The following is an 18,330-nucleotide window of genomic DNA, read 5'->3' as shown; positions in this document are numbered from 1 at the left end:
TCTGTCGGACTTGTCTATATAGAGAGTTCTAAAAATCGTGAAGAGTATTAACTGATGTTACGCACTAAAACGAACTCGTCCGTTTTAGTGGCAGGGACAAATGTCCCTACAACCCCCTTGTCATGGAGTATGCCATTGGTTAGCATACCTAAAAGCTACGAAAAGGGTACTTTTCAAGAAAATTAGAGGTATTTACGAACTTTTTTACAAAAGTGCGTAAGGTACGCTAAGACCGCTTAGGTTACAAAACCTTTGGTTTCTTTAGAAAAGCTAGACTCTTTGGGAGTCACAATAATTTTACAGGAAGTTTTAATTTGGAATATAACGCGAAGACCATAGAGAAACAGTGGCAAGAATACTGGGTTCAAAACAGAAGCTTTGAGCCGAGTGAAGATTTTAGCAGAGAAAAAAAATATATACTGAGCATGTTCCCTTTTCCAAGCGGAAGACTTCATATGGGGCATGTGAGAAACTACACTCTAAGCGATGCGTTTGCTAGATATTACCGTCAGCAAGACTTTAACGTTCTTCACCCCATCGGCTTTGACAGCTTCGGTATGCCTGCAGAAAATGCAGCTATAAAAAACGGCTCACACCCTAAAAAATGGACTTATGACAACATAGACTACATGAAGGGCGAGTTTAAGTCGCTTGGATTCTCTTTTTCAAAAGAGCGCGAACTTGCTACGAGTGATGAGCTTTACACAAAGTTTGAGCAGGGCTTCATTATAGACATGTATGAGAAAGGTCTTCTCTACCGCAAAAAAGGCTTTTTAAACTGGTGCCCTAGTTGTCATACCGTTTTGGCAAACGAACAGGTTATTGAAGGTTCATGCTGGAGATGTGATACCGGAGTCGTTAAAAAAGATATGAATCAGTACTACTTCAAGATTACCAAGTATGCCGATGAGCTTTTAGATGATCTGCATAAGCTTGAAAATGGCTGGCCTAAGCAGGTTTTGACCATGCAGGAGAACTGGATAGGCAAGTCAAACGGTCTAGAGTTTCAGCTCCGTTTTGATGATGATTCACTTGCTAAATTAGAGAAAAAATTTGATGGGTTTGATGTTTTTACTACACGTCCCGACACTATCTACGGTGTAAGTTATGCGGCTTTAGCACCTGAGCATGAGATAGTAACTTACATGATTGAAAATTCGCTTCTTGATAATGAGACGGTTATAAAAATAAAAGAGATGAAAAATGCTTCATCCATTGATAGACAAAAAGAGAAGAGCGGTATTTCTTTAAACTTAAATGTAACACATCCGCTTACAAATAAAAAAGTGCCTCTCTGGGTTGCAAATTTTGTTTTGATGGATTACGGAAGCGGCGCGGTAATGGCTGTTCCTGCACATGATGAGAGAGATTTTGACTTTGCTAAAAAGTACGACCTTCCTATAAATGCCGTCATAAAGCCATTTGAGAGTGAATTAGAGAGTAGTAAGGCATATACGGAAACAGGAGAGCTATTTAACTCCGAAATATTTAGCGGTTTAAACTCTAAAGAGGCACAATCAAAAATCATAGACTATTTTCAAGAAAAAAAGATAGGTAAAAGAACAACAAACTACAGACTAAAAGATTGGGGAGTTTCTCGCCAAAGATATTGGGGCGCGCCTATCCCTTTTGTTCACTGCGATAGCTGCGGTATCGTTATGGAGAAAAAAGAGAATCTCCCGATTGCACTTCCTGATGACATTGAGATAACGGGAGAGGGAAATCCGCTTGAGAAGCATCAGACTTGGAAGCATTGCAAATGTCCTAAGTGCGGCGAAGATGCTATCCGCGAAACCGATACGATGGATACTTTTGTAGAGTCCTCATGGTACTTCTTGCGTTTTTGTGCATCGCCGAAAAACTGGGAAAAAGAGGCTTTTTCAAAAGAGCAGATTAAGTACTGGATGGGCGTTGACCATTACATAGGCGGGATAGAACATGCAATTTTGCACTTACTTTATGCACGTTTTTTTACAAAAGTTTTCCGCGATTTGGGATATTTAGAGTTTGACGAGCCTTTTGAGAAGCTTCTTACACAGGGGATGGTTTTAAAAGACGGCGCTAAAATGAGCAAGTCTAAAGGCAATACGGTTGATCCAGATGCGATTATAGAGAAGTACGGAGCAGATACTGCAAGACTTTTCATACTCTTTGCCGCACCTCCTACGCAAGAGCTTGAGTGGAACGACAGTGCCGTCGAGGGCGCATATAAGTTTTTAAAAAGATTTTATGATAGAAGCTCACATGTAAATAAAATCAGCACAATCCCTCAAATTGAGCATGCAACTCTCTCAAAAGAGGAGAAGTTTGCTAGAAAAAAAGTGTATGAAGCTTTGGCAAGAGCCGAGGATGTTTATACTCAAAAATATACCTTCAACACAATGATTGCGGGTGTTATGGAGGCGATGAATGCGCTTAACCTTCAGTCAAATGAGAAAGTTTGGAGTGAAGGATATTGGGTGCTCACTTCCATTATGGAGCCTGTAATACCGCATATTTGTTGGGAGATCTCTAGCAGATGTTTCTCTCTTAAAAACTTAACTCCCCAAAGTGTGCTAGAAGAGGTTTTTGTAGAGGAGTCTATAATTCTGGGTGTTTCCATTAACGGAAAGAGCAGATGTGAGATAGAGGTCGCACCGGATGCATCCAAGGAGAGCATTCTCGAAGCTGCAAAAGAAAAAGCGCAGAAGTGGCTTGAGGGCAAGACTTTGGTAAAAGAGATTTTAGTTCCAAAGAAATTAGTAAATCTAGTCATTAAGGATTAATGTTGAACTTTTTTTCAACTATTAGGGCGTTTTTGCTTCTATCATTGCTCTTAGTTGCAATAAGCGGATGCGGATATAAATCGAGTGCTAAGTTTTCGCGTGAAGTTATGGGCGATAAGATAAGCACAAGTGTTATTATCTCAGCTGTAGATCCTCAAAATACCGTTGTCATAAAAGATGCGGTTGATAGAGCGATTATTGAGGTTTTTCAGGCTTCTTTGGTAAGTAAAAGCGAGTCTCAGACGCACCTTGTGTTAAAGATGGGTCCTCCCGCTTACGCACCGATTGTTTATGATGAGAATGGCTATGTAATAGGCTATAGAATGAGTGTCACGCTAAATATCATTAAGCACACAAACGGCGCATCAAAAAGCTATAATACGAGAGGATTTCATGATTTTTCAGTAGCGCCAAATGCTATTGTTACGGATCAAGATAGATTCGAAGCTATCGGCTCTGCCGCACAAAGAGCTATCAAGTCATTTGTTGCACAGGTCTCCGCCGAGGGAGCTAGAGCGAGTAAGGAGTCAGAATGACTTCTTCTTGCCGCAAGGCAAAGCTTTAGTGAGTGAATATAATTTGGACTTTGTTCAAATCATATGAGATTTATTATAAGGAGTAGTTATGAATATTCAGACGATTATAAAAAAAGCCGTAAAAAGATTAGAGTTGGAGGGGAAGCTTTTAACGCCTGATTTTTATGCCGAAGCGTTCTGCAAAGAGGCGGCAAAAGCCGGCTTTGCAACGCAAGATTGCTCAAAATTGGAGAAGTTTAGCGCATCTTTAAATAAAGAGTTTCAGGATGAGCTGAAAAAATATCATATTAAAAATATTTCTGAACTCTCACGCTTTTTAATCTCAAAACTAAACAGAACAAACCCTTCTCACTGCGCAAACCTATTTGAATCTCAAAGTGTTTTTACCAAAAGAGTACTTCAGGTTATAGAGGTTCTGCACAACAAAGAGGCGACAGAACTTGCAAAAAAAAGCCTTGAGCTTCTAAACAGAGAGCCTTCAGTTGCAGAGATAGATCAATTTAGGCAGCTTTGGGTAAATTTTATAACAACATATGACGACACCTTTTTGCAGAAACTAAAAGCGCTTGGTGACGTTGATAGAAGCAATCTCAAAAAAACCATTGAAAATTTAAATCTAACAAATTTATGCGACAAGCCTTTAGGCTCTTTAGAACTCTCTACTATTGCTTCATTGCTTATTTCATCGCTGACTCCATCAATCGCATCAAGCGTAAATGAGAAAATAGCAGATATCAGTCAAAGAATAAAAAAGAATCCCCAACTATTAGAGAGTGCTTCTATTGAGTCTGAGATAAGGTCTGCAATAGCTCTTAGAATTGCGCTTGACAAACAGAGTGTCAAAGAGATGATAGAGTCCATTGACGGTGTGCTTGACAAACTCTCTCTGAGACTTATAGAGATGATAGAGAGCTCCGACAGTTCAACAATAGAGATACAAAAGATTAAAAAAGAGCTTGATAGCTATAATGAAAAGACGATTACAAATTTTAGTGTCGCACATAAAAAAATATATGCCATAGCTGTAGCCCTGGAAGAAAATACGCAAGCACTTACAAGTGATTTGAAAAAACATAGCAGCGAAGTCAGCGCGTTAAGTAAAAAAATAGAACATCTAGAACAGGAGCTTCAGCGCGCAAGAGAAGAATCAAAAGAGGATTTTTTAACCAAGCTCTACAATAAGCGCGCATTGGATGATCTGATGAATATTAAAGAGGCTGAATTTGAGAGGTATGGGCACAATTTTGCCGTTGTCTTTTTAGACCTTGACTATTTTAAAAAGATTAACGATACTTATGGGCATGATGCCGGTGATGCCGTGCTGTTTGCTTTTGCAAAAATACTCAAAAATGAAGCTAGAGCGGTTGATATTATAGGGCGATTCGGCGGTGAAGAGTTCATAGCCATTCTCGGTAAAACGGATGCTGATGGAGGCTTTGCTTTTGCCCAAAAAGTAAGAGAAAAACTTAAAAAAAGTAGTTTGGTATATAAAGATAAGCAGATAAAACTTACCGTTAGCTGCGGGGTAAGTGACAGAAAGTCAAATTTTTCGCTTCAAAGTCTGTTTAAGAGTGCCGATGAGAATTTATATAAGGCCAAGAATGAGGGCAGAGACAGGGTTGTTTATAAGTGAAACTCAAAGAGTATTTAGATCTTAAACCGCTCTACTACGAGAAGATTGATTATACCCGTATGCCTCGAACATATGAGAAGATAAAATCCTCTCTTCCTGCTCCAAAGATAGTCCATATTGTCGGGACAAACGGCAAAGGCACAACGGGCAGATTTTTAGCCAATGCGCTCTTGTCTATGGGTTTTTGCGTCGGGCACTACACATCTCCTCACATATTGGAGTTTAACGAACGGATATGGAAAAACGGCAAAAACGCGAGCGATGACGAACTGCAAGAGGCACATGAGGCGCTTCAAAAGATTTTGAGTGAAGATGACGCCCAGAATCTTAGTTATTTTGAGTATACGACATTTTTGGCGATGCTGCTCTTTAGCGAGTGCGACTATGTAGTTATGGAAGCGGGTCTTGGAGGCGAACATGATGCGACAGCCGTATTTCATAAAACACTCACTCTTGTAACGCCGATTGCATACGACCATGAAGCTTTTTTAGGCTCAAACATAGATGAGATTGCCGCTACAAAATTAAATGCGATTCAAGAGAGTGCAATTTTGGGCACTCAAAGCTATGATGAGGTTTATGAAACTGCTCAGAGAGTGCGTGGCGAAAAATCTATACAAAGAGTCGATGAAATTCTAGATGATGAAGATAGACAAAAGATAGATGAGATTTCAAAAAAATTAGCTCTTGCTCCCTATTTGGTTCAGAATCTTTCTCTTAGTATTGCCGCTATAAAATTTTTAGCTCTTGCGTATAGCGCGGAAAACTTTTCATACCCCGTGCTTTTTGGAAGGCTAACAAAAATAGCCAAAAATATTACGATAGATGTGGGACACAATGTTTTAGCGGCTAGAAGCATAGCCGAAGCTCTTTGGGGAGAGAAATATGTGCTTGTATATAACAGTTTTAGAGATAAAAATTATAAAGAGATCTTAACAATACTCAAACCACTTATTCTACATGTGGAGATAATTGCTATAAACGATGAAAGAGCCGCAGAAATTGAGAATATTCAAACTGTTTTAACCAACTTAGAGATAAAATATAAACTATTTAAAGAGATAAAACTGGAGTTTAATTATCTTGTTTTTGGTTCTTTTAGTGTTGTGGAAGCATTTTTAAGAGAGTATTATGAATAATCACTTTACGATTACTATACATGACGATAATGGCGTAAAGCAGTTCAATCTTCATAAAATCATAAAAAAAGCCGTTTTTTATGCAGTTTTATTTATCGGAACTATCGCTCTTGTCGCAGTCGGTACAATTTTGTATCTTGATTATGCCGTTGATAAGATAGAGACAAAGCATGAGAGTATTCAAAAAGCTTACATGGCGCAGAAGGAGAAAAATAGGCTCCTCGATGAGAGCATAAAAGAGGCACAAATAGCTCTAGTGGATAAAAAAAGAGAGCTTTTAGAGGTCTCGGATACACTCTCTGAGATAGAGACGCTCATAGGGCTTGCTCCCGTAGCAGAGATGTCGTTGCAAGATAGGGTAAATATGACAAAGCTAAACTCCGAGCATATGGCTACACTTATGCAGTTTATCCCAAGCGGTTCACCGGTTAGATACAACGGAGTAACAAGCAGTTTTGGATATAGAATACATCCGACACTAAATTCCAAAGAGCTTCACCGAGGCATTGACATGAAAGCCGCTATGGATACTCCTGTTTATGCGACTGCAGACGGGATTGTTGAGTGGGCGGGATTTCATGATAAGAGCGGATTTGGGAATCTTGTTATTCTTCAGCACAATTATGGTTTTAGAGCTTATTTCGCTCATTTAAACAAAGTTGTGATAAAATCGGGCAGTTTTGTTAAAAAGGGCGATTTGATTGCCTACACAGGCAACTCAGGTATGAGCAGCGGTCCGCATCTTCATTATGAAATCAGATTTATTCAAAGGGCAGTCAACCCCATAGAATTTGTAAGATGGAGTGTCAAAAATTATAATGATATATTTGAAAAGGAGAAACAGATACCATGGCAATCTTTAATAACAGCGACAGCGCACATAAAGGTACCAAACCCGACACAAACACTACCATCATCACAGCTGGCTCTACAATCAAAGGAGAGATGACATTGGCGTGCAATCTCTATGTAGATGGAGAGTTCGAGGGGGTAATAAACTCAAGCAAAGAGGTTAATATCGGTAAAAGCGGTCATATCAAAGGGGACATATCTACAACTAGACTTGTAGTACAGGGCTATGTTGAGGGAAGTATTAATGCAGCAAGAGTGGAGATTAAGGCACACGGGAGAGTAAGCGGCTCTATAGAATCAGGCGAGTTGGTAATCGAAGCAAAGGGTATTTTTGAAGGAAATAGCATCGTAAAAGATGTTTCTGCTATTGCAAAAAAAGCATCACATGGTGAAAATATTCCTGCCGATACGCTAAAGAGCGTTATTAATGATAATGAGGTAAAAGTATCATAGTCCTCCATTTAATCTAATGTCACAAAACAGACTGTTTCAATACTACAAAACCTCTAAAGATCAAGATCTTGAGCTTTTAATCTGCCAAGACGCAAAAGAGGTGCATGAGCTGGAGAGCGTAGCTAAGTTTTTTAAAAAAGAGGTGCTTGTTTTTCCTGATCTCAGAGCAACTTTTGGAGATGACTTAAGGGTCTATAAAGAGGAGATTCACGAACTCTTCTCTGCTCTAAGAAGATACTACTCTCTTAAAAAAAAGCCTCTTATCATCTCGCCGCTAAAGACGCTGCTTTTTAATCTGCCAAAAGCAAATCTTTTAGCCTCCACAACGCTTGAGTTTGGTTCAAATATAGAGTTAAAAAAATTTAAAGAGCAGATGCTTTTTTGGGGGTACAGCTTTGTAGATATGGTTCAAGTCGAGGGTGAGATATCCTTTCGTAGCGACATCATAGATATATTTCCGCCATCATCCGCGATGCCTCTTAGAATTTCACTATTTGATGATGAGATAGAGCAGATAAAATATTTTGAGCTGGAATCCCAAAGAACACAAAAAGACGAGCTCTATAGCATAGAGATAACACCAGCTTTTTACTCACTGAATGAAGATGAGTTCGATAGCTTGAACGACAAGATTGCCAAAAGCGAATTTAACTCTTTGGTTAAAGATATCGCCTCTTTAGGGCTTTGGCATCTTGATGAGAGCGCGACGAATTTTTTAGAGGGCAAAAACGCCAAGCTAGCCAGAAACCTTGATTCTCTTTTGGTTGATGCCTATGCTCTAAATAAGCCCACACTCTCAAGAGATTGTTTCAACCTTGATGTTTTGAGCGAATCCGACGACTTTAAAGAGATATCCGTGAGTGATGTTCACGCTCTTTTAAAAGTGCATAAAGATAAAAAGATAACGGTTATAGCTTCAAATGAGGCGGTCGTTAAACAGGCGGGACTATTTGATTTAAAAGGAGTTGAGACTCGCTATGCTCCTTATATCTTAAATATCCTCACTAAAGATGAGCTTGTAATTTCTCTTAACAAACGTGAGAGAATCAGACGCAGAAGAAAAAGTTCCATTTTGCTCGATGATCTCAAAGCTGGCGATTATGTAGTTCATGAAGATTACGGTGTCGGCATCTTTGAGAGTATTGAGAAGACTGAGATTTTAGGCGGCATTAAAGATTTTATAGTCATTAAGTATGTAGGCGATGACAAGGTTTTGCTCCCCGTTGAAAACCTTGATGTTATAGACCGCTATATCGCCTCAGGCGGCTCTGTTCCTGTTTTGGATAAACTCGGCAAAGGAAGTTTCGGCAAGTTAAAAGAGAGCGTAAAAAAGCGGCTTATGGAGATAGCGGGACAGATTGTAAACACCGCCGCCGCAAGAGAGCTTATAAAAGCACCCAAAATCAGCGTAGATGAGAGTGAATTAAGAGCGTTTCAAAAGCTCTCTGGATTTCTTTATACGGATGATCAGACACAATCAATCAACGAGATAATTACGCAGATGAGTTCGGGTCATATTATGGACAGGCTGCTCAGCGGTGATGTCGGTTTTGGCAAAACTGAAGTGGCTATGAATACCATTTTTGCAGCCTACAAGTCGGGTTATCAATCGGCTCTAATCGTTCCGACAACGCTTCTTAGCGCACAGCACTACCGCTCACTCCGCGAGAGATTTGATGATCTGGGGATAAAGTGCACAAAGCTGGATAGATTTGTAAGCGCAAAAGATAAAAAAAATATCATAAAAGCACTTGCGAGCGGAGATTTGGACGTTGTTGTCGGGACGCATACGCTCTTTGATTTGGACTTTAAAAACCTTGGCGTGGTCATTATAGATGAGGAGCATAAGTTCGGCGTTAAGCAAAAAGAGAAGATAAAAGAGCTCTACCACAATGTTCATCTCCTCTCCATGAGTGCGACTCCGATTCCCCGCTCACTAAATCAGGCGCTAAGCTCTATAAAAACAATGTCGCAGCTGCTTACTCCTCCAAGTGAGAGAGAGCCGGTGCGAACTTTTGTAAAAGAGTATGAAGAGAAGCTTATAAAAGAGGTAATTTTAAGAGAAATCCGCCGCGGCGGACAGATATTTTACGTCCACAACTCCATAGATCACATGCCTATAAAACTAGGGGAGTTAAAAGCGATACTTCCCCAGCTGAGAGTAGTCATGCTTCACTCCAAAATCTCTGCAACCGATACTGAGAAAGAGCTTCTGAAGTTTGAAGCAGGAGAGTATGACCTGATGCTGGCAACCTCTATCATAGAGTCGGGTATTCATATGCCGCGAGTAAATACCATTATAGTTGACGGCGCAGATAGATTCGGAATGGCAGACCTGCATCAGCTACGAGGTCGCGTTGGGCGCAGCAGTGTCGAGGGTTTTGCATACTTTATAGTTGAGAGCAAAGAGACGTTGACGGATGATGCTAAAAAAAGGCTTCTTGCTCTTGAATCCAACTCATTTTTGGGAAGCGGCTCGGTGCTTGCATATCATGATTTGGAGATAAGAGGCGGCGGAAACTTGGTAGGCGATGCCCAAAGCGGACATATAAAAAATATCGGCTACTCCTTGTATCTTAGAATGTTAGAAGATGCTATAAAACTACTGAGCAATCAGGCACGGAGCGAAAAGCTAAAAGTGGATATAAAACTTACTATATCAGCTTATATCTCCGATGAGACGGTAAAAGAGGACAGACTAAGATTGGACATCTATAGACGCCTTTCGTCATGTGAGACACCGCTAGAGATATATGAGATACAAGAAGAGGTTATAGACCGTTTCGGCGAATTTGACACACCGACAAAGCAGTTTTTTGAGCTGATGGTCATCAAAATTTTGAGTTTGCATAAGAAGATAAAGAGTGTTTCAAACTATGGACAAAACATTACACTTACCTACATGGATGAGAAAAAAGAGAGCATAAAGTCAGACTCAAAAGATGATGACGACATTATTAAAGCAGCGCTGAAGTATTTAAGAGGAGTTTGACGTTGAGAGTAGCATTTATAGGCGATATTGTAGGAAGTCCAGGCAGAGATATGTTAAAGAGTCATCTGTCAAAGATAAGAGCGGAACATGGCGTTGATTTTGTAGTAGCAAACTATGAGAATGCATCTCATGGGTTTGGATTGACTCTTAAAAATGCCAATGAGCTTTTTAGTTATGGGATTGACTGCATGAGCGGTGGGAACCACACATGGGACAAAAAAGAGGTTGAGGCGCTTTTTGAGACGCATGAGATTTTACGACCGCATAACTATCCTGATGAGGTAAGCGGAACGGGTTGCAAGGTTTATGACGTAGCGGGAGAAAAACTGGCTGTTTTAAACCTTATGGGGCACTATGCCATGCCTTATACCGACAATGCTTTTAGATGTGCAAAAGAGAGTGTAGAGGCTCTTCACGAGAGAGGCGTAAAAAATATTTTTATAGACTTTCATGCAGAAGCAACGAGTGAAAAACGAGCTATGATGATGCTTCTTCAAGGAAGAGTCAGCGCAATAATCGGGACGCACACGCATGTGGGAACAGATGATCTTCAAATAGCCAACGCAACCGCTTATCTCACGGACATGGGGCTTACTGGCTGTAGAGATAACGTAATAGGGATGGATGAAAAAGTACCTCTAAAGCAGTTTCTCACAGGGCTAAAAGGGCATTTTGATATCCCAAAAAAGTGTAAAAAAATAATGCAGATAGCTATAATGGACTTTAATGAGGGTAGATGTGAGAGTGCATTTAAGCTAAAAATATTTGATGATGGCGATGTCTTAAAAAGCGATGCCTGGATTGAGAAGTAACCGTTTTTCATGTAATGAAAAAGAGACCTTTTTTTGTTACAATAGTAGAAAATATAAATAGGGACACTTACATATGAGTGCAAAAATCGTCATAGTAGAAGATGAAGAGGATATTTTAGAGCTTCTTGAGTACAATTTGCAAAAAGAGGGTTATGAAGTCATAGGCTTTTTAAATACCAAAAGTGTCGAGCAGATGCTTGTTGAAGAGGATGTCGATCTTCTTATCATGGATAGAAATCTACCCGGTGTAGAGGGGAGTGAATTTGTTCAAGCTCTAAGAAAAGATGGATTTGCAATACCAGTAATATATCTAAGTGCGAAAAATGCGGACTCTGAGATAGAGGAGGGGTTTTTAAGAGGCGGAGACGATTACATAACGAAGCCTTTCAATATGAAAGAGCTCCTTCTTCGCATCAAGGCTATTTTGCGAAGAACTTCAAAAAAAGTTGAAGAGGGAATCTTTTCCCACAGAGATTTGGTTTTGGACAAAAGTTCAAGAACGCTTAGCGTGGATGGCAAAAAAGTAGATGTTACAAAACTTGAGTTTAACCTCTTGAGCGAATTCATTCTTAACAAAAACAGCGTGCTTGAGCGTGACTATCTTTTACAAAATGTTTGGGGAGAGAGTGAAGAGTACCAGTATAGAACAGTAAACGTAGCCATCAACAGGCTTAAAGAGAAGATAGACCCAGATAAAACGAAAAACTACATAGAGACAGTCCGCGGGGTAGGATATAAACTGTGTTAAAAATACATCAGATATTTATTTTAAAGTTTATTGTTCTTTTTGCCGCTTCGCTACTCATCTCATCAATCATCAGCTACATTGCGCTAAAAGATATAATAATCGAGCATAATAAAAATCACTTAAAACATGCCATCGAATTTATGGAGATGAATTTAAAACATGTAGAAGATCTTGAGAGTTTTGCATCAGAGATAAATAAGAGAATGTCTCTTAGAGTAACCATAATTGCTCAAGATGGAGTAGTTTTAGCCGAGTCAGGTGCAGATAAAAGAGAGATGGATAACCATGCTTCAAGATTTGAGGTTATGCAGTCAAACTCTCAGGATTACGGGGATATAACAAGATATTCAGATACGGTAAAAGCGGATTTTTTATATATTGCCAAAAGAGTTCTGTATAAAAATGAGGAGATATATCTTAGACTCTCTATGAGTTTGGCACAGATAATGTACGATTTTTACTCTCTGTGGATAAAGCTCTTTTTTGTTTTTATGGGGATGCTTATTCTTGCCGCTTTTATCTCTAAAACAATGAGTCAGAAGGTCGTTCATGATATTGAGCAGATTACGAGCTATCTAGATGAGGTCTCAAACAAAAACTATAGGGCGGTCATTAAAACAAAATACTTTTATGAATTTTTACAGATATCTCTGCTTTTAAAAAATCTAGTTAAAAAGTTGAGCAAGAATGAGAGAAAAAAATCAAAGAATATGGCAAAGCTAAGATTGATGAACAAGCAGAGAAACGATATTTTATCTGCGCTCTCGCATGAGTTTAAAAACCCGGTAGCCGCAATAATGGGGTATGCTCAGACAATTGAAGAAGACAGCGATATGCCTCAAAGCATTAGAGATAAGTTTTTAAGCAAAATCAGCTCAAACGGTGAGAAGATATCAAAAATGCTCGATAGACTGGCTCTCTCGGTCAAGCTTGAAAACGGCGACCTTACACTCAATAAAAGTGAGTTTGATTTGGGTCAGCTTTGCGAAGAGGTGGGACTGAATTTTGCATCAAAATATAGAGACAGAGATATAAAAGTTGATGTTGAAAAGTTGATGGTCATAAGCGATAAAACTATGATGGAGTTGGTTTTGGACAACTTGGTTGATAACGCCTTGAAATATTCAAACAGCGATGTGCTTATAACTTTAAAAGAGAATAAGATAATTGTTCAAGACAGCGGTGTCGGCATAAAAGAGGAGCATCTGAAAAAAATTACAAATAAGTTTTACAGGGTAGATAAAAACAGTTGGGATAACTCTATGGGGCTTGGACTTGCTATGGTAACTTATGTTTTAAAATTGCTCGGCACATCTCTGGAGATAAGCTCAGAGTTTGGCAAAGGCTCCGCGTTTAGTTTTAGCGTTGAAAATATGATAAAGAGTTAAATTTTTGACTGAATAGTCATCTTTTTGGCTTCAAAAAGTTCTACGGCTTTTTGAACCATAATCTCATCCTTAATCTCTGCAGCGTCGATCTCTCTGGAGTTATCGCTGCTTTGACAATTTGTCACACAGCTTGCACTCCCTCCCATCTCAGCATCTTCTATCATTGAGGTAGACTGGACATACTGCTGGGTCTCTTCCCTTTGAGGAATACTCCCTTTTTCTGCCGCATCTTCGGCTATTTTTGTACAAGGCTCATGTTTTATTTTCGTTTCAAATCCAAAAATCTCTCTAACAAACTGTTTTATTACGGAGTAGCCGTGCGTCAGAACTTTTTTGCACTCTCCATCGGCACAGCTCTCCCATGTAAGCGCATTATTCTCAAAAGAGACAAAGGAGATGTTCTTCTCAAAACATTCGCCAAGCTCCGGGCTTCTATCTTTTAGTTTAGCTATGAGCTCTTCAAACATTTTTGTATTGATAGATACGGGCGGCTCCACTTTTGTTTGCTCTATCTCAGGTTCGTTCTCTTTGTTGTTGCTGATTTCACTCTGTGGCTCACTTTGGGGAGCAGCGCATGAGATGGAAGGTCTTTGAATCTCTTTTTGAAGAGACTCTATCATCTGGTCCACCTCTTTTATGCGGAGTGCTTCTACCATTTTGAAAAATATAAGCGAGAGAACAAAAGAGCCGTCCGCATTTATACTAAAGAGATATTTGGAATCGCTTATAATTCTGAAAAACCTATCAAGAACAAGTGTCGAGTAGAGCGCGTCGCCCCCGTACATTCTCTCTTTGAGGTAGGCTATAAGTTCATCGACGACCATCTCAGCCTCATACTCCTCTAAAATCTTTGTAAATGCGACAAGTGCGGCATAATCTTTTGCAAAAACTGCTCCAAAGAGTTTGTTGATAAACTCTGGGTCCACAAGTCCCAGCATATCTGTAACAGTGCGGACGTCCACATGATTTTTGGAGTAGATGATTGCTTGATCAAGGAGAGTGAGCGTATCTCTTAAGCTTCCGCTTCCGCTTCTTGCCAAAATCTCCAAAGCCTCAATCTCGTACTTAATCCCTTCAAGATTGAGAATGTGCGCTAAATGTTCTGCTATTTTATTTGTAGCAATCGATTTAAACCTAAAGTGCTGTGTACGGCTTAAGATGGTTGCCGGAAGCTTTAGGGGGTCTGTTGTTGCGAGTATAAATTTCACATAAGAGGGCGGTTCCTCAAGAGTTTTTAAAAGAGCATTAAAAGCAGAGGGCGTCAGCATGTGAACTTCATCTATGATAAATATCTTAAATCTTGCACTTGAGGGTTTGTATTTGGTCTGTTCAATTAGGTCACGAATATCGTCTATACCGCGGTTTGATGCCGCATCCATCTCAACTATATCTATATGGCGGTTTTGTAGTGAATCTACGCAGTTTTGGCAACTTCCACACGGCTGATGAGTTATACCAGTCTCACAGATAAGAGCTTTTGCAAATATGCGCGCAGTTGAGGTTTTACCGCTTCCTCTGAGTCCTGAGAAGAGATATGCATGAGAGAGTCTGTTGGCATCAAGCGCAAGTGAGAGAGTTTGGGAAACCGTTTCTTGACCTATAAGCTCGTCAAAGTTTCTGGGTCTATACTTTCTTGCTAATACTTCTGAACTCGCTCTCACATGCACTCTCCATCTTTAGTTGAAGCGATTCTAACATTTATAGGGTTAAAAAATCATAACAGACAACTTATGGAGATATAGCTGTTCTATTGTTTAGTGTCTAAAATATCTAAAATATGAGGATACTCCTGCGCTATTTCCGATGCAAGCAGAGTCGGTCTTTGGATAAAATATCCTTGAGCAAAATGGCAGCCTATATTTCTGCAGGTAAGCAGCTCCTCTTTAGTTTCAATACCTTCGGCTATGACTTTTATGCCAAGTTGAACTGCTAAATGAGTGATGCTTCTTGCCATAAGCTTTTTTTTCGCATCTTTTTGTATGTCGCTTAAGAAAAATCTGTCTATTTTTATGATGTCTGGTTTGCTATCATAAAGAAGTTTGTACCCAGAGTAACCGACGCCAAAATCATCTATGGCTATACAAAAATCCTCGCTCTTGTAGTGCGCTAAAACCTCTTGCATCCTTGAGACATTTGAGATCTCATGTCTCTCTGAAATTTCAAAGCAGATTCTGTTTTTACCGATGCCGTAGTGTTTTAAAAGTTTGCCGGTATTTCCATGCTTGAAATTTGGCATGTCAAGAAGTCTGTTGTCCAGATTATAAAAGAGTTTTATCTCTTCTTGGCCATCTATCGTTATAAGTTTTTTAAGGGCTTTTTTTCTTAGTTTTAAGTCAAACGAGTAGAGCAGGTTGTCTTTATAGACCGTATCAAAAAGCTCAAAAATTGAGCTAAAACCAACCTCATTATAGTTTCTAAGAAGTGCCTCAACAGCAAAAATCTTTCCGGTATGAATATTTACAATAGGTTGAAACGCAACATCTAAAGTTTTTAAGTTGCGAATCCATTTTTTAGGGAGTTCAAGTTTCATACTGCTATTTTAATGCTAAATTATTTCAGTAGTGTTACATCAACGCTTTTTGCCTGCAACTGCAGCCGTTCCATATTTTCTTGACAATAGTGTCTTCAATCTATATAATGATTGTAAGTTATTACCGTTTTTTTTGGTAATACAAAAACCAAAGGAGTCTTAAATGGCAAAAGTACTGGACAAGAAAGTTATCAAAAAAGTAGTAAAAAAAGCTATTAAAAAAGCGAATATCGCTAAAAATGATATCAAAAAGGCTACAAAAAAAGTGGCAAAGACGGTTGCGAAAAAAGGTTTAACGGTTAAGAAAGATGCTAAAAAGTTAGCAAAAAAAATCGCGAAGAAGTTTTAACTACACTTTTTATTCCAGAGACAATCTGGAATAAAATTCTCTCACACTATAAAAGAAGCCACTTTTTTGCTATGTTTCTTAATGATTCCGGATTTTCTGAAGCAAAAAACTCCAATCGTGGGTTCTCATATCTTTTACTAAAATCAAACTCTTTTTCAAGATACTCGACTATGGCATTTCCTGAGTGGATAAGTACGCTTTTTTTGCTAAAGTGGTTCTGCAGAGCCTCTGAAATAAGAGGAAAATGAGTGCAGCCTAAAATGATTGCATCGGGAGCCGTAATGGTTCCAAAATAGTGTCTAAAAGTTGCCTCTAAAACCTCTCCCTCGTAAATCTCCTCTTCGACCATGGGGACAAAGAGTCCTGTCGCTTTTGCTTGAAGATTGTAAAATCCTTCTGCATGCAGTCCTATTTCATACGCCTTAGAGTTGATTGTTGCTTTTGTTCCAAGGATGAGAATATTTGCATTTTTATCCTTGAGTGCATTTGCAGTTGCCAAAATTCCCGCTTCAACAACGCCGATAATAGGACAAGAGGAGACTTCTCGCATCTCATCAAGCGCATGTGCGCTTACAGTGTTGCATGCGACGATTATGAGGTCAAGGTCAAAGTTTTTGAAAAACTCTACGGCTTCTATGGCGTAGCGAATGATAGTGGTTTTGTCTTTTATGCCATAAGGAACTCTTGCGGTGTCTCCAAAATAGACTATCTCCGCGAAAAGATGGTGCTCAAGCAGGGATTTTACAACAGTTAAGCCGCCTATCCCGCTGTCAAATACGCCGACTTTCATTATTGATTTGGGTTCATACTTTCAAGAAACTCTTCATTTGTAGCTTTTTTGCCCATGGTAGAGTAAACAAACTTGAGCGCTTCTATCTCATTTTCTTGTTTATGAATCATCTGACGTAGTATAAATACTTTTTGTAGAATTTCCGGTGCGATAAGAAGCTCATCTTTTCTCGTTCCAGATTTTAGAATATCCATAGCAGGGAAGATTCTTCTGTCTGCGATTTTGCGATCAAGAACAACCTCGGAGTTACCCGTACCTTTGAACTCCTCAAAGATGACTTCATCCATTCTGCTTCCCGTATCTACAAGAGCAGTCGCTATGATGGTTAAACTTCCGCCGTTTTCTATGTTTCTGGCAGCTCCGAAAAATCTTTTTGGCTTGTGAAGTGCGTTTGCGTCAACTCCTCCTGAGAGAACCTTGCCGCTTGAAGGTGTTATGGTGTTGTAAGCACGTGCCAGACGAGTGATAGAGTCAAGAAGAATAACGACATTACGTCCAAGCTCAACGCGTCTTTTTGCTTTTTCTATAACCATCTCAGCCACTTTTACATGGTTTTTTGCAGGCATATCAAATGTAGAGCTGTAAACCTCGCCTTTTACGCTTCTCTCCATGTCCGTTACCTCTTCAGGTCTCTCATCAACCAAAAGTACCATCAAATCTATTTCAGGATGGTTATGTGTTATACCGTGAGCAACCTCTTTTAAAAGCTCTGTTTTACCGCTTCTTGGAGGTGCTACGATAAGTCCGCGCTGCCCCTTGCCAATGGGAACAAAAAGATCCATCATACGACCTGTTAAGCCTTTTTCTCTGTACTCTAGTTTGATTTGATCTGTTGCATAAAGAGGAGTGAGGTTTTCAAAGAGAGGTCTTTTTTTGCTCTCTTCGGGAGGAAGACCGTTGACCGCTTCTATTTTAATAAGCGCATAGTATCTCTCTTGCTCTTTTGGAGGGCGAACCTGACCTGTTACAACGTCTCCGTTACGAAGAGCAAAACGTTTGATTTGGGTATTTGACACATACGCATCGTTGATACTCTCATCAAAACTTTTATCAATCGAGCGAATAAAACCATAACCATCTTGCATAATCTCCAAAATACCGCTAAAGAGAATAAACCCGCCCTGTTCCGTTTGAGCCTTCAATATCTCAAAGATAAGGTCTTGACGCTTAAGTTCATTTGGGTTGTCGATGTTGAGCTCAGTAGCCATTGCCGTGAGTTCATCTATGCCTTTTATGCGTAAATCTTCGACGCTTACGCCTTTTACCGGATTGTGTGTTCTTGTTTTTGGGTTGGTTTTGTTGTTTGTTTTGCGAGGTTGTTGTGGAGTGTTTTCACTCATATG

15 protein-coding genes are annotated in these 18,330 nt (G+C 39.5%); 11 read left to right on the top strand and 4 right to left on the bottom strand.

Annotated features, from left to right (window positions below; translation table 11 throughout):
- The first annotated feature begins 314 nt into the window (after window positions 1-314).
- From leuS to IBX42_RS07605, 10 genes are all read left to right on the top strand, one after another.
- A complete protein-coding gene (gene leuS / locus IBX42_RS07650) occupies window positions 315-2,765 on the top strand; it encodes a leucine--tRNA ligase (protein ID WP_294931198.1) in 2,451 nt (816 codons plus the stop codon).
- 2 nt (window positions 2,766-2,767) lie between these two features.
- Window positions 2,768-3,301: an LPS assembly lipoprotein LptE gene (lptE, locus tag IBX42_RS07645; RefSeq protein WP_294931195.1), complete on the top strand. Its 534-nt coding sequence runs from the start codon at window positions 2,768-2,770 to the stop codon at window positions 3,299-3,301.
- 88 nt (window positions 3,302-3,389) lie between these two features.
- Window positions 3,390-4,934, top strand: a complete 1,545-nt coding sequence (locus tag IBX42_RS07640; protein WP_294931192.1) for a GGDEF domain-containing protein — start codon at window positions 3,390-3,392, stop codon at window positions 4,932-4,934.
- Window positions 4,931-6,073, top strand: coding sequence for a bifunctional folylpolyglutamate synthase/dihydrofolate synthase (locus IBX42_RS07635; protein WP_294931189.1), 1,143 nt, complete (start codon window positions 4,931-4,933; stop codon window positions 6,071-6,073). Before IBX42_RS07640 ends, IBX42_RS07635 begins: the two co-directional genes overlap by 4 nt.
- The gene (locus tag IBX42_RS07630; RefSeq protein WP_294931187.1) at window positions 6,066-7,022 is read left to right on the top strand and encodes a M23 family metallopeptidase; all 957 of its coding nucleotides are present in this window, start codon (window positions 6,066-6,068) and stop codon (window positions 7,020-7,022) included. Before IBX42_RS07635 ends, IBX42_RS07630 begins: the two co-directional genes overlap by 8 nt.
- Window positions 7,019-7,378 carry a polymer-forming cytoskeletal protein gene (locus IBX42_RS07625; protein WP_294931183.1) on the top strand — a complete coding sequence of 120 codons (360 nt, stop codon included), beginning with the start codon at window positions 7,019-7,021 and terminating at the stop codon, window positions 7,376-7,378. Before IBX42_RS07630 ends, IBX42_RS07625 begins: the two co-directional genes overlap by 4 nt.
- A gap of 16 nt (window positions 7,379-7,394) precedes the next feature.
- A complete protein-coding gene (locus tag IBX42_RS07620) occupies window positions 7,395-10,370 on the top strand; it encodes a DEAD/DEAH box helicase (RefSeq protein WP_294931179.1) in 2,976 nt (991 codons plus the stop codon).
- A gap of 2 nt (window positions 10,371-10,372) precedes the next feature.
- Window positions 10,373-11,182, top strand: coding sequence for a TIGR00282 family metallophosphoesterase (locus IBX42_RS07615; RefSeq protein WP_294931176.1), 810 nt, complete (start codon window positions 10,373-10,375; stop codon window positions 11,180-11,182).
- Between the two features lie 73 nt (window positions 11,183-11,255).
- Window positions 11,256-11,930 (top strand): response regulator transcription factor, encoded by a 675-nt coding sequence (locus tag IBX42_RS07610; protein WP_294931173.1) that lies wholly within the window; start codon window positions 11,256-11,258, stop codon window positions 11,928-11,930.
- Window positions 11,924-13,318: a HAMP domain-containing sensor histidine kinase gene (locus IBX42_RS07605; RefSeq protein WP_294931170.1), complete on the top strand. Its 1,395-nt coding sequence runs from the start codon at window positions 11,924-11,926 to the stop codon at window positions 13,316-13,318. Before IBX42_RS07610 ends, IBX42_RS07605 begins: the two co-directional genes overlap by 7 nt.
- On the opposite strand, the gene IBX42_RS07600 is transcribed toward IBX42_RS07605, so the two are convergent.
- The gene (locus tag IBX42_RS07600; RefSeq protein ID WP_294931167.1) at window positions 13,315-14,979 is read right to left on the bottom strand and encodes a DNA polymerase III subunit gamma/tau; all 1,665 of its coding nucleotides are present in this window, start codon (window positions 14,977-14,979) and stop codon (window positions 13,315-13,317) included. The two genes, IBX42_RS07605 and IBX42_RS07600, sit on opposite strands and share 4 nt — an antisense overlap.
- An 86-nt stretch (window positions 14,980-15,065) precedes the next feature.
- Window positions 15,066-15,848 (bottom strand): EAL domain-containing protein, encoded by a 783-nt coding sequence (locus tag IBX42_RS07595; protein WP_294931164.1) that lies wholly within the window; start codon window positions 15,846-15,848, stop codon window positions 15,066-15,068.
- 163 nt (window positions 15,849-16,011) lie between these two features.
- Here IBX42_RS07595 and IBX42_RS07590 point away from each other — a divergent pair, with 163 nt between their 5' ends.
- Window positions 16,012-16,197, top strand: a complete 186-nt coding sequence (locus tag IBX42_RS07590; protein ID WP_294931161.1) for a hypothetical protein — start codon at window positions 16,012-16,014, stop codon at window positions 16,195-16,197.
- A 46-nt stretch (window positions 16,198-16,243) separates the two neighbouring features.
- On the opposite strand, the gene murI is transcribed toward IBX42_RS07590, so the two are convergent.
- Both murI and rho read right to left on the bottom strand, forming a co-directional pair.
- Window positions 16,244-16,987: a glutamate racemase gene (murI, locus tag IBX42_RS07585; protein ID WP_294931158.1), complete on the bottom strand. Its 744-nt coding sequence runs from the start codon at window positions 16,985-16,987 to the stop codon at window positions 16,244-16,246.
- Window positions 16,987-18,327, bottom strand: a complete 1,341-nt coding sequence (gene rho, locus IBX42_RS07580) for a transcription termination factor Rho (RefSeq protein WP_294931201.1) — start codon at window positions 18,325-18,327, stop codon at window positions 16,987-16,989. Before rho ends, murI begins: the two co-directional genes overlap by 1 nt.
- Between the last annotated feature and the right edge of the window lie 3 nt (window positions 18,328-18,330).

The sequence above is a fragment of the Sulfurimonas sp. genome, from assembly GCF_014859695.1.
Taxonomy (GTDB): Bacteria; Campylobacterota; Campylobacteria; order Campylobacterales; family Sulfurimonadaceae; genus Sulfurimonas.
Note: the sequence above shows the minus strand (reverse complement) of the source record. Positions and strands in the feature narration are given on the sequence as shown.